Origin of the sequence: Bacillus sp. FJAT-26390, assembly GCF_001682865.1 — a bacterium.
Classification (GTDB): domain Bacteria; phylum Bacillota; class Bacilli; order Paenibacillales; family Paenibacillaceae; genus Pristimantibacillus.
Genome location: NZ_MAQX01000011.1, coordinates 434,401 through 460,749 on the forward strand (window position 1 = coordinate 434,401; position 26,349 = coordinate 460,749).

Genomic DNA, 26,349 nt, shown 5'->3' on the forward strand with positions numbered 1-26,349 from the left:
ACTTCCAAAGCCCACTCAACCATTCCGTCCGCGCCGTACTGGACATCCTTACCCAAAAAGGTGGGGCAGTTCGTCTGCATATAATAATACTACAGCAATAGCTATTACGAGATTCAATAATGCCGGTATCACTTTTCCGATCGGATGTTTGACTCTGAAATGCGAGAAGCACGCCAATAGCATCATAATGACAATTAATATTCCGGTCCATGCTGCAATCCCCGGATACCAGTAGCCGACAATGAGTCCTATGCATCCAACAATTTGAACGTAGCCCGTAATGACGCGGAACCATTGAGGAAGTTTAATCGAATCAAACAGTTCGACCTGATGCTTGGCTCCTGCAAGCTTGCTTCCGCCAAAGAAGGCCATGGAAAAAAGAAGCCAACTTTGAAGAACGATGGTTAGTATATGCATTTTCATCCACTTCCTTAATCATTTATTATTATCCGACACCAATCAGTGTCCTATTTCATAATATAACACCATTACGTGTCCTGTAAAGCAATTATTATGATATTTAGGGTGGAAACTTCTACATTGGGAGATTTGGATTCATAATAAGCGTCATGCCAGCCTGATATTAATTATGACGCACCATCCTACGGCCATACTGAACAATAATGCGGACTGTTGGGTTTTCACGGCGAGCAGTTCTCAAAGTATCATTCATCTTTCATTCCGAACTAGCCTAAGCGCCACTACTAATTCACCTTATGCCACTAATACAAATTAGGTAGATGTTGCATTTTAACCGAGTTGTGCGTCCAATAGCGCTTTAGGAACCGGCCAGCCCTCTTAGGTAAGCGATCGGTAGATGAGATGGGGCACATCTTTTGCATTAACTGGGTAGTCTGCACATACTCGATATCGCATGCTGTCACCACCAAACCTGCACCTAAAACCATAATAAAGAGTCGTGCAGCGGAAACACGGGAGGATATTGGGAGGACAGAGATTCCGTTATTAATGGGAATCATCTATTTAATATGACGATTGTGGACTGAGATTCCGCTATTCACTCATAAACACACGGAATTCACTCGTTTGATGGGTAATAGCGTCTCTCCTGTCCTCTTACACACTCAAAATGAAAAATTCGGACAAATAACGGAGCCTCGGTCCGCATGCATCAGAATATCCTTCGATGCTTACTCGCCCATTCCGTCCGCGTGGACTGAACCCCGGGGTACCCTATAATTATACCTGCTTGCTGGATTTAACCATGATCCACAATTAAAAAAGACAACCCGAGGGCGGTCTTTATTCGCTGCGTTTTACGGTGATTAAGTGTTCAGGACAAGTACGCGCAGCCATTGTAATGGCGCTTCAATGCCTAACCATACAAAGGCAAATAAAAAGGATGTCAGCCTTGGCTAATCGCCGCTGACATCCTCACTGATTAAGACTCTACGATCCGCTGGCAACAATTCTGCTGAATGATCTTCTTAATTCTCATCCAGCTCCAAAATACGGAGCAGAATTGTAATTACTTCCGCTCTGGTTGCCACTGCATTGAAGTCAAACTTGCCGCCTTCCTTGCCCTGCATTATCCCTTTTGCAGCTACTGCGCCAATCGCGCCCTTTGCCCACTCTGGCAGTTTTGCATGGTCGGTAAAGTTTGCTGCTTTGTCCTTTTGGTCTTCCAGCTTCAAAGTACGAGCAATCATAACCGCAAGCTCAGCGCGCGTCAAACCGCTATTTGGACGCAGCGTCCCATCCGCATAGCCGCTTAAAATTCCCGCTGATACTGCCTGCTGAAGCGCTTCTTTTGCCCATGGAGCAATGTCAGCCCCATCATTAAAAGCATGCTGCTTTCCATCACTTTGTACAGTCAATGCGCGGGATAACATCACTGCAAATTCCGCACGGGTTACCGCTGCATTTGGCTTGAAGGTTTGATCCTTGTAGCCAACCACAAAACCTTTAGTCACCGCCTTACGAATCGCAGTTTCTGCCCAGTGTCCAGCAATATCCTTCAATTCAATCTGGTTCTCTTGATTTCCGCCGGTGTTGCCACCGTTGTTGTTACCGTTGTTGTTACCGTTGTTGTTACCGTTGTTGTTACCGTTGTTGTTTTCGCCGTTGTTGTTGTCAGGCGTTGTATCAACTACTGTAATCGTCAACACCTGCGGCTGTCCTGCGCTAAACTCAAACGTTAGCTTCGCAGTACCTTTTTGTAATTTCGCCAAGTAAGCCGTCGTAACCGTTATCTGATCGCTATTCACAACATAATCAGTTCCGGCCTGCAGCTGAGTACTGCCGTTCTTAATGGCTGTCAGTGTATTCCCTTTAAGTTTCAGCTTTATTGTAGCTGCTTGCTGCTTGCTAGGGTTCAAATCAAATTCAGCAGCAGCTGGGCTGATTTCGCTATCCTGATCGGTATCTTTGATTTTGTTAAGAAGATCCGTCTTAACTTCGCCGTCTGCCATAATAGTGACAAAGTTGCGGGCCATAGCGATATGGGCAGCTGATCCAGACGCGAGAGCCTTTGAAACGGCAGCCCTTGCCGATGCTTCAAGCATTTCGTTGTATTTGCCTGCGCCTAACAGATATACGTCTGTAAATGAATTTGAATTTTTTAATTGTCCGCTTTCAACTTCAAAGGTGGATCTGGTACTGTCAGATTCATGCGAGCCGTCAGATTCGTTGAGCATGATTGATATTCCGATTCTGCCGTTCGCGAGCTCCGATGCAGGACTATTATGAACAGTATTAAACGGAATCTTTAAATCGTAAATAGTCGTTTTAGTATCTTCATCTCTCGTAATTTTTGCCGCGATATCAGTTATCGGAGCAGTCGGTGCATTGGCGCCTGTGGGACGAGTCCAAGCCCATATTACATCTTTGTTGTCATTGGTGAGCGCGAACCCCAATTCATTCCGCGTAGTACTGCTCGTTGCAGGATTGCGTAAATCAATGCCTAACTGCAAATTATCCTCTCTCCATATATTGCCTCCGGTCTGGCTATTGAAGTGCACGTCGTCAGTAACGACAATGTACGCGTATAAATTGCTGTCATCCCATGCGAAATGCGATCCTACGCTGAGGTCTTGCGGACCATCCCACGTTCCCGAAGTGACATAATCTTTGGTGTCCATTACAAATGCCGGAGTTGCAGCACTCTTTGCCGGATTTTCTGCGCCTGCAGAACTTGCCTTTTCAGCGTAAGCCGAGTCAAGTTTTGCCGTATAGGTGTATGTTTTTCCGTCTTCGAGATGAAGCTCAAATGTGATCAGACCTGCAACATAATACGGTAAATCTACGGTTACGGATTCGCCTGCCGCAAGCGCGTTAAATTTAATAGGAGTGAGATCTTTAGCATAGGCAGCCGGGGAAACAATCGTCAATGTTCCGGGTGCAGAGGCTCTTCCTCCGACATTATACTTAACGTTGAATTGTTGTTTATCCCCGTTTTTGGTTAGGTTAAATACAAACGGTTCCGCAATTAAATCCGAGCCGTAAATGCCGTAAGGATTGCCCGCCGGGGTGCTGTTTCTCAAACCGGATGCGTAATAATTGTTGCTAAGTTCTATCGATGTGCCGCTCTCGCGCAGCATGGCATACACATTATTATTCTGGCCGTTCTTGGACGGCTGGAAGTAAGAAGTGTATACATGCGCCTTACCGCCATGGACATCTATACCCGGATTATTGCCGGGCAGTTGAGTGAAGTTTGCTTGCTGTAAGCGAACAATACCGTTATTTACGATCGCTCCCGCTACGGTCGGGCTTCCCCAGAACGCGCTGTTGTACAGGACAAGTTCAGCGTCTTGGTGGATTTTCACAGTATTAGCTGCATCTCCCATTCTGACATACGCTCTATTCGGCTCCGTTGTGATGTTCGTATTAACCAATTCCGAGTTGATCGCGATTATTTTGGTGTGTTCATCCGCGTCTTCCACATAGAGAGCGTACGTGGTTCCGTCCGAACCGTGACCAATCATCGTCATTTTTCCGGGGTATGCGAATTCGCCGTTCCCCAAGTCTCTTTTCAGGAAGTGTATGCCGTATACCGAACCGAAAACGAAATTGTTGAAAATCGTCTGGTCTTCCACATCGGCGAATTTGAGCGCACTCATGTATCTTTGCACGAATCCGTACAAATCGCCGGTAGGTGCCGAATATCCTTGACCTCCCGGAAGTCTCAAAGCGTAATGCGGATTGAATTGCATATTTCTGATAAATCCGCCTTCCGCGCCTCCTCCGACCCAAATGCCTGCTCTGAGGAGCGTGCCTCCTAAATAATCAACATAGTGACCATCGGTTTTATATGAAGCCAGGTCTATGCCTTTATCCCCTATCGGGATCGTTAAGTTGATTGCATATACGCCTGCTCCTTGTCCCTGTACCAAAAACGGTGTTTTTAAAGTTTGGTTCGGGTTGTCGAGATTGACGCTGGTTATATTCGTTTGCGCAATATTAAGTCCTCTGAGACCTGCGTTTGCCTTAAGCTGAATTAAAGAATTTCCGTTTTCTCCCTGAGCGCCACCGGTGTAAGCGGTAAATATAGCCGTGCCGCCGCCTTGTGTATGGTGCTGTACGTCCCATGTTCCTCTGAGTTCAACACCCTCGGGAACGATGACGGGGCTATTCAGTCTATATCTTCCGCCCGGTAAATATATCGTGCCGCCGCCGTGATTAGCTTTAATATAGTCAAGAGCTTCCTGCAGCTTTGCAGATATATCCACGGTTGGCGCGTTTCCTGTTAACGAGCGCGGGAAGTCAAGTCTAAGCACTGCGCTTGATGTAGGTCTCGGGTGTACGTCAATATCTGTTTTTACGTCTTTCGGAATAGGTTCAAACAGATAATCAACATCATTAACGATTTGTACAGCGGTGTTATTACCGTCAGCCTTAACGTCAAGTTCAAGTTTATCGATGTGAGCGGCTAGGTTAGCGCTCTCGATGTTAAGGTTATAACCGGAATTTACCGATTTGAATGTTCCGAAGTTTGCTCCGAAATGTGCATGTTTGTCTGCCTGTTTGAAGTTACTCTGACTGACTAATGCGTTGCCTCGGCCCAGGAAGTTCAGCGCGTAATTGTCATATTCGTCGAACGTGCTATCCTCAAAGGATATAACTCCGCCTCTGGCGTTGCTTACAATCGGACCTTTGAATGCAACTCCGTTGAATTGAACAGAAGTGTCGAAACGTTCGTTGAAATATACTGCCGTGTCGCCTCCGATTTCCGAGTTCGAGAAAAGCAGACCGAAACCGTTAACGTTGTCAATGTATATGCCCGTTTGACTGTCTTCGATTTTCAATCCGTAGAACTGTGCGTTCGGAGCTTCGTCGCCGCCAGGTTCCCTACCGATCCACATACCCGTCTTATACCCGGAAATATTCAATCCCGAGACATATTCCCAATCTGATCGGTGCATCATGAATCCGGTAGCGTTCGCTCTTGTGTACGCTGCCGCGTCCGAACGAGACGGTGCGCCGTCAAGACCTGAATTCGTCCAGTATTTCGGGTCAATGTCAACGTTCTCGATACGTCCGATGTCTGTACAGGTGTGAACCACGATGCCCTTGTAGAGTGCCGTCATATTGCTGTTCACAACATAATGCATTTCGCTCGGCAGGGAAATGAATCCTCCCCAAGCGTTTACAAGAGTAACGTTATCAAGCGTCACGCTGTTTCCAGTTCTCTGATAGAACGTCCACGGGTACGGAATTCCTTTTATGTCCTCAAATTCCCCTGTCTTCTGGCCATCTGCGTTCCTCTTTTCAACAGTGGTTGTAGCATTAATATCTTGATTCGGATACCATACTGAAAGGTTCGTTACACCTGTTCCTTGTTCCATGTCTATGAATCTATCGGACACGTTAGCTACTTTTTTGCCGCCTGTCTGATTTTCTCTCTCGTCAGAGTCAACATACGTGTCATAATTGGCGGAATTATGTCCGGCATAGACTGCGAGAATGGTTCCGTCGATTTTACCGTCGTAATCGTCCGCATCCGGATTATCCCATTCCCCGCGGAGCTGTACGCCTGCCCGTAAATTTAAAACTTGTTTATATTCGTAAGTGGTACTGCCTGTCTTGCTTTGAACGCTTATTGTGCCGGTAGTTTCCGTATGGAACGCATAGGTTCCCGCCGGAATATAGACTACGCCGCCGCCGTCATTATAAGCCGCATCAATCGCCGCCTGGAAAGCCTCTCTGTTATCGAAATCAACTAAGCCTTCCGCTTCTGCCATCTCTGCTGTTTTCGCGCCGAAAGCGAGTACGTTAAAGTCCGATATCGCCCAATCTTTCGCGTCGTGTTCCTGAACAATTGCCGTTCTCATATGTTTTGCGTAATCATATCTATCCGGAACTGTGAGCACAAATGTTTTAGTCTTGATTACAGGAGCGGCTACCGGACCTCTTTTTACCGTCGCCGTGAGCGTTACCTCACCGCCGCCGTCCGGACGGTTTGTCGGTATCACGCCTGCAGCGGTTATGAGGGTAGCAGCGGATGTCGTCCATGTAATATCCGTCATATTTTCACCCATTGTCGGGAGAACTAAGTTCGTTGTCACATTAGCCTCAGAAGCATTCACGCCTTTGATTAAATCCCATGTCAGTTTATTCAACATATCGTTTACCGCATCCTCGTCGGTTCCGGCTCCTGTTCCGCGAACGACTATATTAAATGTTTTAACAACCGGTGTTGCCGTTCCTTTGCTTACTGTCGCCGTAAGAGTTACGACTGTATTGGCTCCTTGACGATCTACTGCGCCGGTGTTGCTGTTTATCACCGTGTTATGGGTAGATGTCCACACAATGCTCGTACTCGCTGAACCCACCTTAGCAAGATTCAAATTGGTTTCAACCAGATCCTGTCTGGTATTCGTGCCCTTGATAGCGTCCCAAGTCAGCGCGTCCGAAACAAGCTTTACCGCTTCTTCATCCGTTGGAGGAATTTCGGTTATTCGTATGCTCTGTATGATCGCTCCGGCTGCACCGATACGGAAGTGTGCTCCTTGATTTTGTGCTCCTATCGCAAAATTAGCTCCGTTAAGCACAACCTTTGAAGTCACCCAAGCGTTTCCGCTTCCTGCCGCCGGAATGCTCGCTGATCTATACGCTTCAAATCCAGAGAAACCGCCGGGATATATGGTGTTATACTGTAACGAAATACCGCCCGTTGCGCTTGGTCTCCAGTATGTGACCGCTAATTCGACCTTGTTTGCTTGCTTAAGTTTAAGGTCGTCTACAATTACATACATAAAGTTGCCAACTTTCACAGCGTCTACGCCGCTTTGAGTGACTACATCCACTGCGGTACCGCCGTCTCCGATGAGGCTGATGCCTATGCCGCTGCCTTGTAGTCCTTTGTAAGGTCCAGCCGGATCTCCACCGTCGCCTAAACCGCTTCCAATTGTATCGACTGCATCAAATGATTCAGGATCGTTGAAGTCAATGAACACTTCAGCAAGTTCGTTAGTCGTACTGGCTACTGTCAAATTGAAAATTTTATTAACAGGTGCTGCATTACCTTTGGTTATTTTCGCCGTAAGGGTTACGGCTTTTCCTACGTCAGGGTCGCGAGTTACACTGCCAGTTGCGGTATTTATGATACCTGCCGGTTCAGCCGACCATACTATAGCAGTATCGTTCGCACCCGTTGCCTTAAGAGTCAACCCCGTTCTTACTTCGGATTGAATAACATTCGAATTTCTGATCGTGTCCCATGTCAGCTTATTTGCTGCGTCCGATATTGCTTGATTGTCGTCAAGATGCTCCACTTTAACTCTTGTATGTGTTCCTGCGAAAGGATATTGCGTATTTTGAGCCGTGCGTGCGAATGTATAATATATGTTGCCTGTTGGTTTTGTAAATGCCGCAGTATAAACGCCTGTACCCAGAGTAGCCGTCGTCCAATCGGCGACCGCAGGAGCGTTACCGGTGGTGTTGATCGCGAACTGCACAGCCTGACCGTTTGTCGGCGCTGCTGAAGATAGCGTAATGTTGTCGGTTGTCTCAACAGCCGTGGGAATAGGCTTCGGCGAATCCACGGTATTCTGAAAACGCGGGTTCTTGATATAGATGTCGCCTTGGGGCACGGAAGACCATTGCATTTGCAATCTCCCTGCCTGAACCGTGTCCAAATTAACGGGATTGAAACCATTCGGAGAATTGGCTGCTGATAATTGCGCATAAACAGTAATCCATTCATTAACATGGCCATTTTTGATTTCGTTAACATTAAGGTTAAGACGCGAATTGGTGTCAAGATTGTTACCGCCACTTGCCATGGCGATCCAGTTATTGCCACTGAGCTTTAAAAGGTCTGTATGCGTAACATACATATCAAAAACAAAATATTGATTCGCGTAAGCTGATAAATCCTGATTGCCACTGCTGCTAACAAAGCGGGCATCCCAAAGCCGTTCAGCGCCGGCGCCTATTTTTCCAGCTCCCAACTTAACCGCGTTATTTCCGTCCGGCGCAATAGCGTTGTTCGTTCCCTCTTCTATATTAGGAAAATATGTCGCAGCCCGAGCGTTGACCTCCGCCGGCACGGCTCTCACCGTCACGGTAAAAGTTTGCGTAGCACTTGCATTACCCTTCGTTATTGTCGCCGTGAGTACTACGGTTTTGTCTATTTCTCTATTCCAAAAACGATTTACGCCTCCGGTGTTGCTTATTGCCGCATTGTCCGAAGCCCATGCTACGTTAGTTGTTCCTATTGTTGCCGGAAGACTGAGTTGTGATTTTACATCGTTATTCGAAGTATTGCTACCTTTAATCATATCCCATGTCAGAGACGCCGCCGCCTCATTTACCAATGTTTGTTCGTCAATAGACGTTACAGTAATTCTTGAAGATGCGCCGATGAAGTTGTAACTGTTGTCTGCTTTCGCGCGCGCAAATACATAGTAGGTCTGTGCTGAAGGCAATGTGGCAAATTGATGAGAATAAACATTATCATTTTTGCTTCCATCCACCCAGCCGGCTGCGGGAGCGATCCCATCTTCGCTTATTGCGAACTCCACAGCTTGCCCGCTAGCCGGTGCGTTCGCAGTTACTGTTTTTGTTGCTACGTCAAGTGCGGGAGCCGTTGACGGCGAAAGCGGAACGCTTAACGTACTTTTCTGGAAACGAGGGTTTTTTATGAAAACATCGGTGCTAGGGACATTAGTATCCCATTGCAGATGCATAGCAAGCCTAGTTACTTTGTCTAGCCAGGCGTCATTGAAATTCCCGGCTACGGCACTTGACGTCGATAACTTCGTATAGACCGTCGCCCATGTGCCCACCGCTGCATTTGTGACCCCGCTTACATCAAGTTGGAGACGAGAATCGGCGTTAAACTTATCCGCGGCGGGATTGCTGTCGCTTACGATGACGAGCCAGTTATTTCCTTGCATATTTTTAAAGCTCGCATTTGGAACATACATCTCGAAAACGAAGTAGCCGTCTTTGTAAGCGGATACATCTCTAAGAGGCGCCACGCTCGGCGTGAAGAGGTTATCCCAAGGCCCCCCGCCCTTTGAGGTTCCGGTATTTAAACTCCACGCTTTCTGTCCGTCCGGCGCATCGGCGGATGCCGCCGTATTACCATCTGCACCTGCATTTACAGTCAAAAGAGATACGTCATCTCCCCATGCCGCACTGACTGCCATAGGCGGAGAAAACAAAGTAAGTAGCATCGCTGTCACAAGTAAAGATGCTAATAACCGTCTTTTTATCATTCTCGAATTTCCTCCATATATCCTGTTTTTAGGTTTTGAAGAGATCCCATAACTCTATAAAATCTTCTTCCCTTAAATACCAAATTCAAAACTTTCTATGATTTTATGTAGTGCACAAAAAAAGTGATCCTTTACTACCCGATATGAACCCCTCATGTGTAGGCTGACAACACTTTCCCGCTTTTATGCTAGCCGCCGCATCACCTCTCCTATTCCATATATCCAATCTTGTAAAAACGCATCCGTCCATAATCGACTCGATGTTAGCGTTTTCACAAGTTCAAAAAAATAACAGGATTCAAAGAGCGATAAGCGTACGTGCAAATAACGTAATCTCACTACTTCTTTCAACCCTGTAATAAGTTCCCGGAACACGATTTGTATATTGGGGACTTATCTTATCATACGAGTGTTGAAATAAAGTTCCAATGAGGTAGTCTTATCCTTTACGGGGGCAATATTAATTTGATGAATACGCAATGCTGTCTCGCTATACTGGCAGTTAACACATACCTAGTACGACGGTCAAGACGAGGCATGGCACTTATTTATCAACTTTGAACGCAGAACCGAATTTGCGTGTCCGAATTGCGGGTCGACAAGCAAGGTCTACGATGTTGAACGGAAAACTTGGCGGCATCTCGACTTCTGGAATTGGAAAACCTATATGCATGCCAGAGTGCCAAGAACAAGCTGCAAAAGCTGTAATAAGGTAACGCTTGTAATAAGGTGACGCTTGTACAGATAATGTGGTATCGTCCCCAATCACAATTCAACTTGTCATTTTCGAATCTACCAGTTCGTCAACCCCTACCCCATCGTTCCAATGAACTGGCTCAACCGTAGATTGAATTCAATCTTGATTCCAATCCTAAATTTCAATTCCTCCTGTAATCTTCTGAAGCAAATAGGCTACACCAAAAAAACCACTTCAGATGAAGTGGTTTGAATTAATTGTTTGGAGGTGCCTAGGGGGACCCTCACCCCTGACTTCATCGCAGCCAGTAATGCGCTCTCCCGTATGGGGATATTACACTACCCCAATTTATCTAGCATTCGACGGGTGGAGCGTTCAATTCATTTACAATATACACTCATCAACTCATTAAGGCTCCACCGATTCGGCTAACTTCATGGCCTCGTCGCCCGAAATCGGACCGGACACGCCATACTGAATGCCGTCAGCCACCCAGAACAGCTCCGTGAACTCGGCTTGCTCGAAAATTAAGCCGTCCGCTCCGCCCACTTTGGTCTGTGTGAACAGGTCCGTCGGGAACACCGCCGGCATGCGGCTCGCGCTGAACGTCACCGTCTTATCACCCGAGCTGTATGTGAAGTTTAAATCTCTGAGCGGTTGGTCCTTCATTCCCACGCCGACGATCTCAGCCAGCTTGAAGCCTTCCGGGGCGACTTGAGGAACAAGCACACCGGAACCGAAAGCTGCTTTCGCTGCCTCCGCCGTTCCTAACGGAGTCGTAATCAATTGGGACAACTCCGAACCCGTGGCTCCTCCGTTTCCGGGCAGCACGATTCCCGAAGAATTATCCGTTGGCGTCGGGACTGCGGCGGGCTCTTGCAGCATCGGCAATCCCGTCACTATGACGACTGCCGCGACCAGCGCTGCCGCTCCTGCAAGCCAGGCTTTCGGAAGAACGAATCGGGCGCGGCCTCTCTGCTCCGCGGCGGCTTGTTTCCTGATCTTCTGTTTAACGCTATCGCTCAATTCCATTCTAGAAAACAACATATCATCCGACTCCTTTTGCAAATGTTGACGTAAATTACGCTCAATGTCCGTCATCGGTTGTCTCCTCCTTGCGCATTTCCCGAGCCAACGCCTCGCGCGCCCGGTGCAGTCTGTTTCTCACGGTACCCTCGGGCGACGACGTCGCTTTCGCAATTTCCCGTGTGTCCAAGTCCAGATAATAATATAAATACAAAGCCTCCTGATACGGCAGAGGCAGAAGCAGCATATGCCGCAAAATCTCGCTTTTCTGCAATCTTTTAAGCGCTTCTTCTTCCACGTTGAATATCCGTCCCCGCTCCATCAGGCTGGGATCGGTCGGCTGTTCCGTAAACATCCTCACGCCCATCTTGTCCCGGCAAACGTTGATAACGATCGTCGTCAACCAGGTTTTAACCGCGCTATCTCCACGAAACAAGTTCCAGTTGCGATAAGCGCGAAGAAACACCTCCTGACTGATATCCTCGGCAAAATGCCGATCGCCGGTATAAAAATAAGCGGTGCGCATGATCGTCGAGCCAAAGCTTTCCATCAGCTGCTCTAGAGCTTGAGAGGGATCTTTCGGGAAATTTTCCTTATTATTCGAGCCGGCCGGCATCACTGAATTATCACCTCCACCTATTAGACGGCCTGAGCGCATTTTTCGCTGCACTGCGCTTTAAATCTGACAGTCCAATAAAGATTTCGCGAAATTGAGCTTAATTCACCATACGCCTTCTTGCTTGAATTTCAAACGATAAAAGCCACATGTACAGTATGACTGTTGATGCGGCTTTTCGACTTCATCTTTGGTTTAAAAGATCCCCCATATCCGTTTATACTAACACTATTTTCACTAGATGACCTCTTCGTTGCCAGCGATGCGCTCTCCCACCTAGGGGTAATACACATTATAATAATTATTATTTTCGTCGTTATAGGAAGTGAATGGTACGAGACGTTCGTTGACATAATAGGACTACACGTGTAGTATATGGATTTCAGGCCTACAATTGTGATCCTTTTACATGTAACAGGAGGTTTCAAGAATGATTAAATTACCACAAATCACAGATGCAGAATGGGAAGTTATGAAAATCCTCTGGGCGAAGGAGGAATGCCCATCCAGCGAAATTGTTAAACAACTAACGGAAACAATGGACTGGAGTCCGAAGACGATTCGTACGCTGCTTAACCGCCTGGTGCAGAAAGAAGCGGTTGGAATCAACAAAGATGAATCGCGACGAGCCCAAATGTTTTATCCATTGGTTTCAGAAAATGAGTATTTGCAAAGTGAAACCAAAACTTTTCTGCAAAAATTGTACGGTGGAGCCATTAAACCGATGCTTGCGAACTTCCTGCAGGAGAAAAAACTGACGGAACAGGAAATCAATGAGCTGAAACAATTATTCGATGATAACAAAAACGATGATAACAAATCGAAGACAGGCATATAGCCATGACATATGTGTATATGCAGGTTTTTTTCGACTGGGTGATTCGGGCTTCGCTGATGGCAAGTGTGCTGGTTATTCTCATTGTCATGATCAAATGGATGCTCAGAAACAAGTTGCAGCCGAAGTGGCATTATTTCCTATGGTTTCCTGTTGTCATTCGGCTCGTATTGCCTTGGGCACCCGAGAGCTCGTACAGCGTGTACAATCTACTTCCAATTAAGCAGCCGTTGTCTAATGAATTCCTTTCAGGATCGCTCTATGATATTTCCAATCGTTATGAACAAAGAAATCAGTTGAAGAATAACGAGGATTCTCCGAGCGGATGGACACTCAAAGGTTCATCCGACGTCACAGTTCATTCCGCTGCAAACGTTCCTGAGCAAGAAATCCCTGCCATGCAATCGTTTGTGAATCTATTATCCAAAATAACGCTGCGAGACATGCTGTTGTTTGTTTGGTTGCTAGGGGTCATAGTGTTAAGTCTTATAACCCTTATAGCCAATATCAACGTGTATAGACGAATTAAAAAACAGCCCCATGTAACCAATCCGGCGGTCTTACAAGTATTCGAGCAATGCAAACGCCAAATGTCGGTCAAACAACCGATTCTTCTGACCGAAACAGATGAAGTGCCGAGTCCTGCGGTTTATGGGTTTATGAAACCAAGGATTTTATTATCCCGTTCGTTGATTCGTTCGATGGATGCCGATCAATTCCGTTATATTTTCAATCATGAACTGGCACATATCAAGCGCAGGGATGTTGCGATGAATTGGCTCATGCATGTTCTGGTTATTTTACATTGGTTTAATCCGATTATGTGGGTTGTCTACGCACGAATGCGGGCAGATCAAGAAATAGCCTGTGATGCATTAGCCCTGTCCTACATCCATGCTGAACAAAAAGCAGCGTACGGTCAGACGATCATTAATTTATTGGAGCATTATGCAGGAGCCCGGAGATATCCAGGTTTGGTCGGATTATCGGGTAATTACAAGCATCTCAAGAGGAGAATTCTCATGATTAAACATTTTAAGAAAAATTCTATTCGCTTATCTGTATTAGGAATTGTAACGCTATTAACTGTCTGCTCATTCTCATTAGTAAATGCTCAAGGGAATGCCCAATTAAAAGAAACAGTTGAAGTTGTAAAGCTATCGCAGCCTGGAGGCGGCCAAATCCAAAGCCTGACAGTCAATACTGCGGAAGAAGCTACTCTGGTATTGCAGAAGTATTTTAACCTGACTGGATTTTCACTTATACCAGATGAGAGAGAAGTAGCCACTGCATCATATGTAACCACAGATGACAGTATGCGTGTATGGGTTGGTCAGAATAATAAAATAATCGGTCTCAACAATATGATGGCATGGAAAGAATTAAAAAAAAGAAATGGAACACAAAAAGAACAGTGGATTTCAATAGACCAAAGTAAAGAGAAAGCGATTCAGTTGGCTCAACCATTCCTGGACGTTAGTGTTCAAGAAGTACAAATCACAACAATCGAGCATAGCTACGCCAATGACTCTCTTATTTTATTTGAAATTAAACCTTCTTCCGCAGGCAATCTTATTAGCGATGGCAGTTTTCATGTATCTTTGGACCGATCCACTGGAGCTATCATGAATATTAATCCTTTTCTGTGAATGAGCTGAACGACTGCAGGTTATCAACTGCTTTCTCAGCGCCGTAGGGCAACAAATGGGCAATCGGAGAAAGATAGTTAAATAACCAGTGCAGCATTCTGAACATCAGATTGTCGCACTGGTTTTTTTCACAAGTTGAACCTTGGTAAAATACTTCAATAATTCACTAATTTGCACATGGTGAAATATCTATTAATAACCTTCCCCTGATCTTATCCAAAAGAAGCAAAGCACAGCGGTAAATTTCGATGCCATGCTACTACGTTCACGCTTCGTACGCGCCGTCTGCCCCATTTAGCGCATCCACCATAGTAAACAGAAAATCACGTCCAGAGGACGTGGTGTGAATTGTTTATTTGGTGGAGCCTGGGGGATACTACTCGGCTACTCGTCTTTCCACCATGGGATGTCCGAATCTTGATCAAATGGCTGACGAAGCTTACTCACCCATTTCGTCCGCGCGGACTGAACCCCTGAGTTCGCCACCTGTAAGGGCTCCACCAAACACAAAAAAACACGCCAAAATTTGGCGTGTTAAAATTTGTGTTTGGTGGAGCCTAGGGGGATCGAACCCCTGACCTCATCGCTGCCAGCGATGCGCTCTCCCAGCTGAGCTAAGGCCCCAAATGACGACAAGATTGATCTTAGCACAGCGTCGCCAAAATTGTCAATCTTTATCTATCATGCCGTTGAGCGGATGTTTGGACAGCAGGTTGTTGAGCTCCTTCATGAACATATCGATGTCCTTGAATTGGCGGTAAACAGACGCGAAGCGGACATAGGCTACCTCGTCAACGGGGTAAAGCTCGTTCATGACAATGCCGCCGATATCGCTGCTGTCAACTTCGGCATGTGCCGTTGTGCGAAGCTCCTTCTCAACCTCGGATACAATAACTTCGAGGCGTTCTACCGGTACGGGACGCTTCTCGCAGGCGCGGATAAGACCGCGTAGTATTTTGTCTCGGCTGAACTCTTCGCGGCTTCCGTCTTTTTTGATGACGATTAGAGGCGTTTCTTCAATCATTTCGAAGGTCGTGAAGCGGCGGCTGCACTTTTCGCATTCACGGCGGCGACGAATAGATTTGTTTTCGTTAGCCGGCCTCGAGTCCAATACTTTTGTTCCGGCATAGTCGCAATATGGACATTTCATGCTGCGTATTGCCTCCTTTCTTAGTCAGCAAGAGCCTTTGAAATGGGCTCTTCTCAAATTAATTTAATTTCCAAGTAATTCCTGTAATGAAGTTTTGATTTTTGCACATAATACTTTTACCAACCGCAAGGAGGTGAACATACATGAGCGCATCCCGCAGCAGTAACCAACTAGTAGTACCACAAGCGACAGCTGCACTTGACCAAATGAAATATGAAGTTGCTCAAGAGCTAGGCATCGCAATTCCGCAAGACGGATACTACGGCAACATGGCTACAAAAGACGCTGGCTCCATCGGGGGTTACATTACCCGTCGCCTAGTGCAAATTGCCGAGCAATCCCTTGCTGGCCAATACAAATAATGATTCATTACATGTTGTATGAATAAAGGATGCTTTGGCAGGGCCCGTCCAAGAAGTGACGGGCCTCCAAGGCTTCGTTGTATTTGCATATTCGGTATAATCGTTCATCAGAAGGTCGGATATAAATCCTTGTATTTATTATAATAGTATACAACCCTCTGTACATAGTGCCTAGTTTCGCCAAAAGGGATTTCCTTCACCGAGTCTATTTTACCGTCCCATACACCAGAGTCAAGCCATTTCCTTACATTTCCAGGCCCTGCGTTGTATGCGGCTATAGCGGCGATCTTATTGTGATTAAATTGCTGATCCAATGATTTTAAATACCACGCGCCAACCTCGATGCTGACATCTGCTCGATGCCTAAGCATATCTTCGGTAACCTCTTCAAAACCCGCCTTTTGAATAACCCAATTAGCCGTATCCGGCATAATTTGCATCAAGCCCAAAGCGCCCTTCCTTGATTCCTGGCCTGTCCGATAATTGGTTTCACTGCGAATAATCGCAGCTACCAAATGTGGCTCAACCCCGTAATTTGAAGCACTTGCACGAATGTCATCCTTAAAATGAACCGGATACATCATAGCGGCCAGCCAATCCGACTTAAGAAACAAAATCGTAATCAGCCCGAGCAGCAAAACTAATATCACTCTTTTCTTCAGTAGTACTCTCATGGCAGACACTTACTTTTCCAAAATTGTTCTAGCTGACGCTCCGTCTCCGCAAGCGTTCCGCTGTTGTCGATAACCCAATCCGCTTTTTCCCGCTTCTGCTCGATGTCCATTTGCAGCGCTACGCGGCGGCTGGCTTCTTCCTCTGGCAAATGATTTCTTTCCATTAAGCGCAATTTCTGCATTTCAGCCGGGACATATACAACCATAATGCCGTCGTACAAATGCTCCTGCTTCGTTTCATACAAGAGCGGGATATCCGCTACGACCAACCGCTCAGGAAATTGCTCCTCATACGTATGTATGCGCTGCTGCATTCTCGAGCGTATAGCAGGGTGTGTAATCGCTTCGAGCTTCGCCAACGAGGCTTTATCTTGAAATACGATCTCGCCGAGCGCTTTGCGGTCAAGCGAGCCGTCTGCTGCAAGCACGGCTTGTCCGAACGTAGAGGCGATTGCCTCTAATGCTGACTCACCGGGAAGGACAACCTCCCTTGCAACTTGATCGGCATCGACCAGCAGCGCACCGCGCTCAACGAGCATTTTAGCGATGGTGCTTTTGCCGCTGGCAATACCGCCGGTTAATCCGATTTTCATCCATTTCACCTCAAATTATAACAGCTTCATGATTCCAATCATGATTAATAATAAGCCTGGCAGCAAAGATAATGTTTGCATGCCTTTCCACGCGGAGAAACGAAAGCCGAAGCGGATGCCGCTTACTAGAAAAATCGCGCTTGCAGCAGCTATCGTGAGTGCCGTAATCAAGGATGGCAATCCAATCATTGCGGCTCCTAAGCCTGCTCCAAATGCATCAAGCGATAACGCAAAGCCAAGCATGATCGCTTCCGATGCAGAGATCGTACCCGATTTATCTACGTCGGCCGCTTGCGGCGTCCGCAAGATTTGGATCACAAGGCCAAGCCGTTTCAGCTCCACCATGACAACAAGTGCTGCATTTGCAATTTCTCCTGCATGTGTTTTTACTCCGCCTCCAGCAGCTTCCGCACTGCTCTGGCTTGCAGCCTCAGCGGATTCGCCCGCTTCATCGTTTTGCCTGCCGCGCTTTAGCTGAAACAGCGCCCAGCCCCCAATTAGAATAAGCACGCAAGCACCGATCAGGCGCGCGACAAACTCTGACAAAAATCCGGTAAGCCAACCTCCGACCTGCATCGACAAATAAATGATGATGCCAGAGCAGCAAGCTATTATCAACACCGACAGTAACGGGATGCGAATTCTCCGCAATCCATACGTCACACCAACACCAAATCCGTCCAAACTAACGGCAAAAGCAAGCACTAATAGTGAAACAACATGCGCGAACAATACTTTAGTCCCTCCCCGCACAGCGGCTGCCAGCTCACCTTAATGGCTGTGAGTAGTCATCCGCCCATTGTTCGTAACACATCTATCATATGCGGGGAGTATTTGTCTGTGCTTGTCGATTAGGAATTGCTGCTAAGCCTTTACTTTGGAAGGCATGTTCAGCTGCTGGCATTTGCTGCAAATATGCGTGCCTCTGCCACCTACGATGAATTTCTCGATAGGTCTTGCACAAGTCGGGCATGGCTCGTCTTTCTTGCCGTAGACAAGGAGCTGGTGCTGGAACATGCCCATCTCACCCTGTCCGTTCACATAAGATTTGATCGATGATCCGCCTGCTTCAACCGCATGCGCAAGCGTCGAGCGAATCGCTTCGTATAACCTTTTCCATTCAGCTGGCTTCAGCGTATTTGGCGTTCGCTCCGGATGAATTCTCGCTTGGAACAACGCTTCATCTACATAAATATTGCCTAGGCCAACGATATGCTCTTGATTGAGAAGCAGCGGCTTGATTTTCGTCGCACGTTTCTCCAGCTTCCCGCGCAGCGCTTCAAGCGTGAAGGACGGCTCAAGCGGTTCGATGCCAAGCTTATTAAGCGGCGGCAGCTCGAGCTCAGAGCCCGCTTGGAACAGATGCATCGTGCCGAACTGGCGCACATCCTTATAACGCAGATCCGTTCCATCGTCAAAATGAAAAATCACATGCGTATGAAGCTCAATAGGCTCCTCGGAAGGAAATACGCCGTAACGTCCTTCCATGCGAAGATGCGACACCAGCACCAGCCCGTCCAAAATAATTCTTAAAAACTTACCGCGCCGCTCGACCGTTTCGATCGTATGCCCGGCAAGCGCATCCGCGAACTGTTCAGGCTCGGCAGGGCGTTGTATAATACGCGGGAGTCTTACGGTTACGGATTGGATTCGTTTTCCCGCTACAAGTTCAATTAATGTTCGTCTTACGGTTTCTACCTCTGGCAATTCAGGCATTTCTCCTCACCTCAACAACCATTATACCCGAAACTGCCCGCCAATGGGCTACTTTGCTTCATACCAATTGTCACCGAAACTCATGTCCGCCTTAAGCGGAACATCAAGCTTAAGCGCGCCAGCCATGACCTCAGGCACAAGCGTCTTCATAAGCTCAAGCTCATCCTGCGGCACCTCGAATACGAGCTCATCATGTACTTGCAGCAGCATACGGCTTTTTAGCTTGCGCTCACGCAGCGTAGCATCCATATGCACCATTGCCAGTTTAATAATGTCTGCCGCCGTACCTTGAATCGGCGTATTCATCGCGGTCCGCTCAGCGAAGGAGCGAAGATTGAAGTTGGATGCCTTGATATCATTCAAATAACGTCTGCGTTCAAGCAGCGTTGTCACGTACCCGTCACGGCGGGCATCCTTCACAACATCGTCCATGAACTTGCGCACGCCCTTGAACACCTCAAAATATTGCTCGATAAAATGGGCCGCTTCTTTACGGGTAATGCCAAGGTTTTGCGATAGTCCAAAATCGCTGATGCCGTACACGATGCCGAAGTTAACCGCCTTCGCGGAGCGCCGCATGTTGGAATCGACTTGATCGGCCGAAACGCCGAATACGTCCATCGCCGTTTTTGTATGGATGTCCATATCATTAATGAACGCTTCCTTCAGATTCTCGTCACCCGAAATATGGGCGAGCACGCGCAGCTCGATCTGCGAGTAGTCGGCTGCGACAATGAACCAGCCCGGCTGTGATGGAACGAAGGCTTTTCGGATTTGGCGGCCTTCCTCCAGCCTGATCGGAATGTTCTGCAAGTTAGGGAACTGGCTGCTAAGACGGCCGGTTGCCGCAATCGTCTGCCGATAGTAAGTATGCACCTTGCCCGTGTCCTTGCGAACCTCCTTCAGCAAGCCCTCCACGTAAGTGGACTGCAGCTTCGAGAGCTGGCGGTAATGCAGAATCAGCGGAATGATCTCATGGTACGGAGCTAATTCCTCCAGCACCTCAGCATCAGTCGAATAGCCGGTTTTCGTTTTTTTCTTAGCAGGAAGACCAAGCTTTTCGAACAAAATCTCGCCAAGCTGCTTCGGCGAACCGATATTAAATTCAGTTCCGGCAAGCTTATAAACGCTGCTGATAATCGTAGTCAGCTGGCGTTCCAGATCGCGTCCTAGCGCTTCAAGCTCTTCCTTCTCCACCTTTATGCCGAGATGCTCCATGCCTGCTAGAATGCGGGACAACGGCTGCTCAATGTCAAAATAAAGCTTGCTCATCCCCGTGCGGCTAAGCTCTTCGGTCAGCAGCGGCACCAGCTGGCGGATAGCTTCAGCCTTCAGCGCCAAATGCCGATAGAGCGTCTCCGCGTCCGGCACTTTGAACTTCGCGCCTTTCCCATAAACGGACTCGTCGGATGGCAAGACGGAAAGTCCCTGCTTTTCATTGATCCCGCTTAGCGTCTGACTAGCCTCGGTAGGATCAAGCAAATAAGCGGCTAACTGCACATCGAATGCCGCACCTTCAAAGTTGATCCCGCTCCATTTGAGAGCAAGCTCTACCTTATGCAGATCGAAGCCGTATTTTGGCTTGTCAGCCTGCTCGAGCCACTCGCGCAGCTTGCCTGCGAAAGGAGCCTTCAAAGCGGAGAACGGAAGGGAAAACACCGCCTCCTCCGTAGCAATGGCCAGGCCGATCAGCTCCGCATGATGAGGGTTTTCGCCAATTGCTTCTACATACAGCCCGTTTTTATCGGTTTGGCCCAGCAGCTGAACCAGTTTATCCAGCGCATCCGCATCCTTTTCCGACTCAATCACAAAAATAGTTAAGTCAGCGGCAGCAGCCTGAGCTTCCTCTTCCATATCGCCCGCATTCGCGCCCAACCCCAGACGCTCGATAAGCGACTTGAATTCGAGCTTGCGGAATGCCTCTGCCAGCTTCAAGCCGTCATAACCTGCATAACGAATTTCATCAATGCCCTGCTCAATAGGTACCTCGCGGAAAATCGTTGCCAGCCTTTTGCTCATTGTGGCATCGTCCTTGTGGTTCTCGATATTTTCCTTCAGCTTGCCTTTGAGCTTGTCCAGGTTTTCCAGCACGCTCTCGACCGAGCCATGCTCATGCAGAAGCTTCAGCGCCGTCTTCTCGCCAACGCCCGGCACGCCCGGAATGTTATCGGAGGTATCGCCCATTAGCCCTTTTAGATCGATAATTTGCATCGGTACGAGACCGTATTTCTCTTGAATCGCTTCCGGCGTATACAGATCAACCTCGCTGACCCCTTTACGCGTAACTGCGATCGTGACCTTGTCCGAAGCAAGCTGCAGCATATCCTTATCGCCCGTAACAACGACGGTAGGCACGCCCTTCTCGTCAGCCGCTTTCGTAAGCGTGCCAATTATATCATCAGCTTCGTAGCCTGAAAGCTCGAACTGCGCGATGCTGAACGCATGCAGCAGCTCCTTAAGCACAGGGAATTGCTCGGACAGCTCAGGCGGCGTCTTCTGCCTTCCGCCTTTATATTCGGTATAGCCTTCGTGGCGGAACGTTATTTTGCCGGCATCAAAAGCAACCAGCACATGTGTCGGATTTTCTTGTTCAAGCAGCTTTAGCAGCATCGTCGTAAAACCAAATATCGCATTCGTATGCTGACCAGCCGAATTCGTGAGCGGCGGCATCGCGAAGAACGCGCGGTAAGCTATACTATTGCCGTCAATTAGCATCCATTTTTCCATATGGGATCAACACCTTCTTTATGTATCATTCATACCCCTAAGTATACCACAAAAAGGGCATTTCCCAAGCATCGCTGCCAGAGGAAAGCCCTTTCTACTTGTTATTGCATGCTGCCTTCGAAGGCGGCTGGCCTTCCAAGCAAATACCCCTGGGCGTACGCGATGCCCATTTCGCGCACCTTCTCCAGCTCCTCTTCGAGCTCGATGCCTTCGGCGATGATCGAAATGCCCATTTTGTCAGCCAGCTGAATGAGCGTATACAAAATATGCTCCTTCATCTCGTCCAGATGGATATTTTGGATAATGGACCGATCTATCTTCAAATAGTCCGGCCTCAGCTCTACAATCGATTGCAGCGACGAGTAGCCTGCTCCCACGTCATCGATTGCAATTTGGTAGCCTTGGCTGCGGTAATGCTCCAAAGCCTTCTTCACGGAGCCAAAATCAGCGATCGAGCTTCGCTCCGTAATTTCGAAAACAACATTATGCGGCGATATCCGGTGCTGCTCCAGCAGGTTCAGCGTCTTTCCGGGAGAGAAGCTAGGGTCCTCCATAATTTGCGCCATCATGTTAATGAATAGCTTCTGCTCCTGCTTAAGCGGCTTGCAGCCTTCGATTGCCTTCTCCCTCGCAAGTCGATCGAGCGGGTAGCTCAGCCCCTCCTGATCGGCAAAAAGAAACAGCTCCATCGGTCCCGGGAACCAAGCTCGCTCATCGGTACGCGTAAGCGCCTCGTACCCAAAAATCTCCCCCTCCCGCTTCAACGAAACGATGGGCTGATAAACCGTATGAATAAGACGCTCCCGTATTAAACGTTCGATGGCTCTCCGTTTCAGGCTATGCTCCATTGCACCGGCCGATTGACCATGCAAAATCGCTTTTTTCATAGCCTCATACCAAGTCAAGCCATCCGTTAACGAATCGGATGCAACAACCGCGATTCCGCCTAGCAGCTTTCCGTCTAAACAGCTGATAAGTGAATCGCCGAGCTCTTCTGCGAATTGCTGCTCCCATTCCGTCGTATACTTATGTGCCAGCTCAAGCAGCCATCCCTCTAAAATAGATTGCTGTCCGACAGGGATTCGCAATTGTATAAACAAATCCTCCCTCATCCATTGCATGCCCTCGTAAAGCAAAAAACCTTTAAACACGGCTTCCACCTCGCGATTAGCGAAAACACGCCATCTCTCCTGCAAGGAAGATGCGCTGCAGCATGGTTCGTCAGACCCAATCTGCCATGATAAATAAATGATTCCGAGATAGTCTGAGCTCTCGTTTTCCACGCTGCTTAGCTGCCCTAGCTCTCGAAGTTGTCTCAATTTCACTGTCGATCCTCTCCATGTTGCATTCCTTTTATTTGATCCTTTACATAGACGCTGCCCTTCATTGCCTTTGCCTGCTTCTTCAGTTTTGCAGCCAGCCTCGGAATTTCCTCGCTCGTCAGCGGCACCATGCCGTCCCATATCATGAGCGATAATGAGAGCGTTACACCCTTCTGCTCGATGAGATTGCCATGTCGGTCCTCCACCGTTGTCACCTCGATACCGCCATAAAACGGCTTGATTCCGTCATCGAATCGTTTGATCAACGCTTGGCATAGCCGTTCTGCAACATTTGCGTTCGTAACCGCGATAAAGTCATCTCCGCCTATATGTCCGATAAAATCTCCTTCACTGCCGAGCAGGCTCTGCTTCTCGCGCAGGATCTCAGCCAAATACCGGATAAGGTCATCCCCCAAGCCAAAGCCAAAACAATCGTTATACCACTTAAAATAGTCCAGATCCGCATAGATGACCGCAAAGGGCGCACCTTGTCCAATGCGGCGGCGCAGCTCGAGCTGAATCTCCTCGTTTCCCGGTAGCCCCGTAAGTGGATTAGCACCTCGTGCAGCTTCCGTCCGAAGCGTCGTGATGCACTCCAGAATTGACCGGATCGAGGCTGCTCCAGCCATCCTTCCGTCCTTTGTGATGAGCACTACATCATAGAGCTGCGAAAAATCTCTGGCCATCGCCAGCTGGGAAACCTGCTCTACAGGCAGCTGTTCGTCTACGATAAGCGGTTGATTGTTCATGATTCGCTCCACCGGTCTATTCCAATAAAGCGGAAGACCAAATTGTCCGGCGAGCATTTGATGAAGCTTCTCTTTCATCAAGATGCCGATTGGCCGGCCTTGATCAATGATTACCGCTCCTTGCGCTTTTGCATTCGTATCGAATAAATACGCAACCTCCGATACTCTGGCACGGGCAGAGACACTCGGAAAGGGGACTGCCAATTCGCCAATTCGGACGGTTTTGCTTTGGAGCCATAGCGGTGAGCGCTTCCTTTCCGTCTCGCTCGCTGCAGCGAGCTGAGGCTTGACTACGCTATCATGACTGCTCTCGTCAATTTCTTTATCTCGCGCCGTGTCCTCTGAATCCAATAGCGTGGTTTGCTCCATTGCATCCAGCAGCATCCGATAAATGACCGCTTCGGAGGATCTGCCTGTCGCCGGCGGAAAAGCAGTCGCCACGCCGATGCTGGCATCAAACCCTTTGCCTCCCTCATATTCATCTCCGCCTTTGGCCCATGCCTTCCGAAGTCCCTCAATTAGACGCTCCGCCAGTTTACCCGTTAGCTTATCAATCGGCTCGTCCTGGGGCTTGCGATAAAATAAATAATAATAATCCCATTCCAGCCGCTGACGCCAAAAAAGTCTCGGCTCCCCGCTTTCAAAGTGCTGCAATGCCGATTCAGAAGCCGCGTTCCCAATTCGGAAGCGGACATAAATAACGCCGATACCACCGTCATGCCAGCGCTCTTTAATGCTGCGGATCATATCTCGATTGAATAAACCAACCCCAACCTCATCCATCCGTATCCCCTCGATCGATCATTGTCTATTTCAGTTGTATGATATAACTGACTTTAACAGCCAATTGTGATTGGAGATGCATAAAAGAATTAACTTCAGGTAAAATTCGACAAAAGATTAGCGCTTTAGACCTGTATACGCAAAAAAAACCGTCCAAGCGTCATGGCTTAGACGGTCTTTCGTATCATTTAAATCATTCTAAACGTTCAAATCCGGCCTGTTGCCCGTAACGAGGTAAACGACGCTCTCACCGATGTTTGTCGCATGATCGCCGAATCTTTCCAAATAACGGCCTACGAAGCTAAGCAGTGACGCTTGCGTAATGTTGCGAGGATTTTCCATCATTAGCGAGTAAAGCTCACGCGAGATCTGGCCATAAAGCGCATCGACCTGATCATCGTCCTTCGCCATTTTGTAAGCCAAGTCTACATTTTCTTGAATAAAGGATTGAATCGCCTCATAAGTCATCAATTGAACGATCTCTGCCATCCGCGGCAAATCGATCAAAGGCTTAATCAGCTCTTGCCCTTCCATGCGCAAGACAACTTTAGCGATATCGACGGAATTATCGCCCATGCGCTCCAAGTCGCTCGCGATTTTGAATGCGGACAAAATGCGGCGCAAATCCTTAGCAACCGGCTGCTGCGTCGCAATCAGCTTCGATCCGATTTCCGTAATTTTTTCTTCCATCTGATTCAAGACAGGATCGTTGGCAATCACTTGCTTCGCACGGTTAACATCAACCAGCTTCAGCGCTTCTATCGATTCTGCGAGCGCTTTTTCTACGAAAGTACCCATATCGATAAGCAGGTTATGAAGATGCTCAAGTCCTTGGTCAAACTCTTTACGCGTAGTCATCACAACGGCATTCCTCCTAAAGGTTCATGAAACAAGCCTGCCTCGAAGGTCTAGGCTTTAAGTAAGGTGAAGCACGCTCTAGCCTGTGGTATACAGGCTCCATTCATTAGATCGTTTCGCTTAGCCGAAGCGTCCGCTAATATAATCTTCCGTGCGCTGATCAGTCGGATTGGAGAAAAGCTTCTCTGTGTCCGAATACTCAATGACTTCGCCATTTAAGAAAAACACGGTTTGGTTGGATACGCGTGCTGCCTGATGCATGTTGTGAGTAACCATTACAATCGTGTATTTGTCCTTAAGCTCTTGTGCCAGCTCTTCAATCTTAAGCGTGGAGATCGGGTCTAGTGCTGAAGTCGCTTCATCCATGAGCAAAATGTTTGGATTCACAGCAAGTGCGCGAGCTATACATAGACGCTGCTGCTGACCGCCGGATAAACCGAAAGCGGAGCGCTTCAAATGATCCTTAACCTCATCCCAAAGCACAGCGGATTTCAAGCTTGTTTCTACGATTTCATCAAGCTCGCGCTTGCTAGTAATGCCGTGCAGGCGCGGTCCGTATGCAACATTGTCATAGATTGATTTCGGGAACGGGTTCGGCTGTTGGAACACCATGCCCACTTTTTTGCGAAGCGTCTCGACGTCTACTTCATTGGAGTAAATTTCCGTACCGCCGATTGCGATGCCTCCCTCGATCCGAGTGCCAGGAATCATATCGTTCATCCGGTTTAACGTACGAAGCAGCGTTGACTTGCCGCAGCCCGATGGCCCGATAAAAGCAGTGATCGCTTTCTCCGGTATCGTTAGCGTTACATCCTTCAAAGCGTGGAAAGCGCCGTAAAACAAATTCAGTTTGTTAATATTAATAAGTGCTTCCATATCGTTCTCCTCCTAATTGTGTTCACAGCT

18 protein-coding genes and 1 tRNA gene are annotated in these 26,349 nt (G+C 47.9%); 4 read left to right on the top strand and 15 right to left on the bottom strand.

What is annotated here, in order from left to right; translation table 11 throughout:
* Positions 1-48: 48 nt before the first annotated feature.
* Positions 49-417: a DoxX family protein gene (locus A7975_RS13570; protein WP_065385438.1), complete on the bottom strand. Its 369-nt coding sequence runs from the start codon at positions 415-417 to the stop codon at positions 49-51.
* A gap of 1,031 nt (positions 418-1,448) precedes the next feature.
* The gene (locus A7975_RS13575; protein WP_065385439.1) at positions 1,449-9,686 is read right to left on the bottom strand and encodes an immunoglobulin-like domain-containing protein; all 8,238 of its coding nucleotides are present in this window, start codon (positions 9,684-9,686) and stop codon (positions 1,449-1,451) included.
* Positions 9,687-10,236: 550 nt separating this feature from the next.
* Here A7975_RS13575 and A7975_RS35420 point away from each other — a divergent pair.
* Positions 10,237-10,419 (top strand): transposase family protein, encoded by a 183-nt coding sequence (locus A7975_RS35420; protein WP_082198255.1) that lies wholly within the window; start codon positions 10,237-10,239, stop codon positions 10,417-10,419.
* Positions 10,420-10,791: 372 nt separating this feature from the next.
* On the opposite strand, the gene A7975_RS13580 is transcribed toward A7975_RS35420, so the two are convergent.
* The gene (locus A7975_RS13580) at positions 10,792-11,484 is read right to left on the bottom strand and encodes a DUF4367 domain-containing protein (protein WP_065385440.1); all 693 of its coding nucleotides are present in this window, start codon (positions 11,482-11,484) and stop codon (positions 10,792-10,794) included.
* Positions 11,471-12,025, bottom strand: a complete 555-nt coding sequence (locus A7975_RS13585) for an RNA polymerase sigma factor (RefSeq protein WP_065385892.1) — start codon at positions 12,023-12,025, stop codon at positions 11,471-11,473. Before A7975_RS13585 ends, A7975_RS13580 begins: the two co-directional genes overlap by 14 nt.
* A gap of 430 nt (positions 12,026-12,455) precedes the next feature.
* Here A7975_RS13585 and A7975_RS13590 point away from each other — a divergent pair, with 430 nt between their 5' ends.
* Together A7975_RS13590 and A7975_RS13595 are read left to right on the top strand one after the other, a co-directional pair.
* Positions 12,456-12,863: a BlaI/MecI/CopY family transcriptional regulator gene (locus A7975_RS13590; RefSeq protein WP_053377226.1), complete on the top strand. Its 408-nt coding sequence runs from the start codon at positions 12,456-12,458 to the stop codon at positions 12,861-12,863.
* Positions 12,864-12,865: 2 nt separating this feature from the next.
* Positions 12,866-14,509: a M56 family metallopeptidase gene (locus A7975_RS13595; RefSeq protein WP_065385441.1), complete on the top strand. Its 1,644-nt coding sequence runs from the start codon at positions 12,866-12,868 to the stop codon at positions 14,507-14,509.
* Between the two features lie 548 nt (positions 14,510-15,057).
* On the opposite strand, the gene A7975_RS13600 is transcribed toward A7975_RS13595, so the two are convergent.
* Both A7975_RS13600 and nrdR read right to left on the bottom strand, forming a co-directional pair.
* Positions 15,058-15,133: transfer RNA gene (locus A7975_RS13600), tRNA-Ala, on the bottom strand.
* Positions 15,134-15,176: 43 nt separating this feature from the next.
* Positions 15,177-15,659: a transcriptional regulator NrdR gene (nrdR, locus tag A7975_RS13605; RefSeq protein ID WP_053377232.1), complete on the bottom strand. Its 483-nt coding sequence runs from the start codon at positions 15,657-15,659 to the stop codon at positions 15,177-15,179.
* Between the two features lie 143 nt (positions 15,660-15,802).
* On the opposite strand from nrdR, the gene A7975_RS13610 reads away from it, so the two are divergent.
* Positions 15,803-16,021: an alpha/beta-type small acid-soluble spore protein gene (locus A7975_RS13610; protein ID WP_053377233.1), complete on the top strand. Its 219-nt coding sequence runs from the start codon at positions 15,803-15,805 to the stop codon at positions 16,019-16,021.
* A 107-nt stretch (positions 16,022-16,128) separates the two neighbouring features.
* Here A7975_RS13610 and A7975_RS13615 read toward each other — a convergent pair whose 3' ends face one another.
* From A7975_RS13615 to pstB, 9 genes are all read right to left on the bottom strand, one after another.
* Complete coding sequence (locus A7975_RS13615; protein WP_053377234.1) at positions 16,129-16,695, bottom strand: lytic transglycosylase domain-containing protein; 567 nt, start codon at positions 16,693-16,695, stop codon at positions 16,129-16,131.
* Positions 16,692-17,288 (bottom strand): dephospho-CoA kinase, encoded by a 597-nt coding sequence (gene coaE, locus A7975_RS13620; protein ID WP_053377235.1) that lies wholly within the window; start codon positions 17,286-17,288, stop codon positions 16,692-16,694. The genes A7975_RS13615 and coaE overlap by 4 nt, the downstream gene beginning before the upstream one ends.
* A 15-nt stretch (positions 17,289-17,303) precedes the next feature.
* On the bottom strand, positions 17,304-18,020 hold the full coding sequence (gene ytaF / locus A7975_RS13625; protein WP_065385442.1) for a sporulation membrane protein YtaF: 717 nt from the start codon (positions 18,018-18,020) through the stop codon (positions 17,304-17,306).
* A gap of 132 nt (positions 18,021-18,152) precedes the next feature.
* Positions 18,153-19,004 carry a DNA-formamidopyrimidine glycosylase gene (gene mutM, locus A7975_RS13630; protein WP_065385443.1) on the bottom strand — a complete coding sequence of 284 codons (852 nt, stop codon included), beginning with the start codon at positions 19,002-19,004 and terminating at the stop codon, positions 18,153-18,155.
* Positions 19,005-19,052: 48 nt separating this feature from the next.
* Positions 19,053-21,731: a DNA polymerase I gene (polA, locus tag A7975_RS13635; protein ID WP_065385444.1), complete on the bottom strand. Its 2,679-nt coding sequence runs from the start codon at positions 21,729-21,731 to the stop codon at positions 19,053-19,055.
* 101 nt (positions 21,732-21,832) lie between these two features.
* Positions 21,833-23,056: an EAL domain-containing protein gene (locus A7975_RS13640; RefSeq protein WP_065385445.1), complete on the bottom strand. Its 1,224-nt coding sequence runs from the start codon at positions 23,054-23,056 to the stop codon at positions 21,833-21,835.
* Complete coding sequence (locus A7975_RS13645; protein ID WP_065385446.1) at positions 23,053-24,585, bottom strand: GGDEF domain-containing protein; 1,533 nt, start codon at positions 24,583-24,585, stop codon at positions 23,053-23,055. The genes A7975_RS13640 and A7975_RS13645 overlap by 4 nt, the downstream gene beginning before the upstream one ends.
* Positions 24,586-24,783: 198 nt before the next feature.
* On the bottom strand, positions 24,784-25,443 hold the full coding sequence (gene phoU / locus A7975_RS13650) for a phosphate signaling complex protein PhoU (RefSeq protein WP_053377241.1): 660 nt from the start codon (positions 25,441-25,443) through the stop codon (positions 24,784-24,786).
* Positions 25,444-25,563: 120 nt separating this feature from the next.
* Positions 25,564-26,319, bottom strand: a complete 756-nt coding sequence (gene pstB / locus A7975_RS13655) for a phosphate ABC transporter ATP-binding protein PstB (RefSeq protein WP_053377242.1) — start codon at positions 26,317-26,319, stop codon at positions 25,564-25,566.
* Positions 26,320-26,349 lie beyond the last annotated feature (30 nt).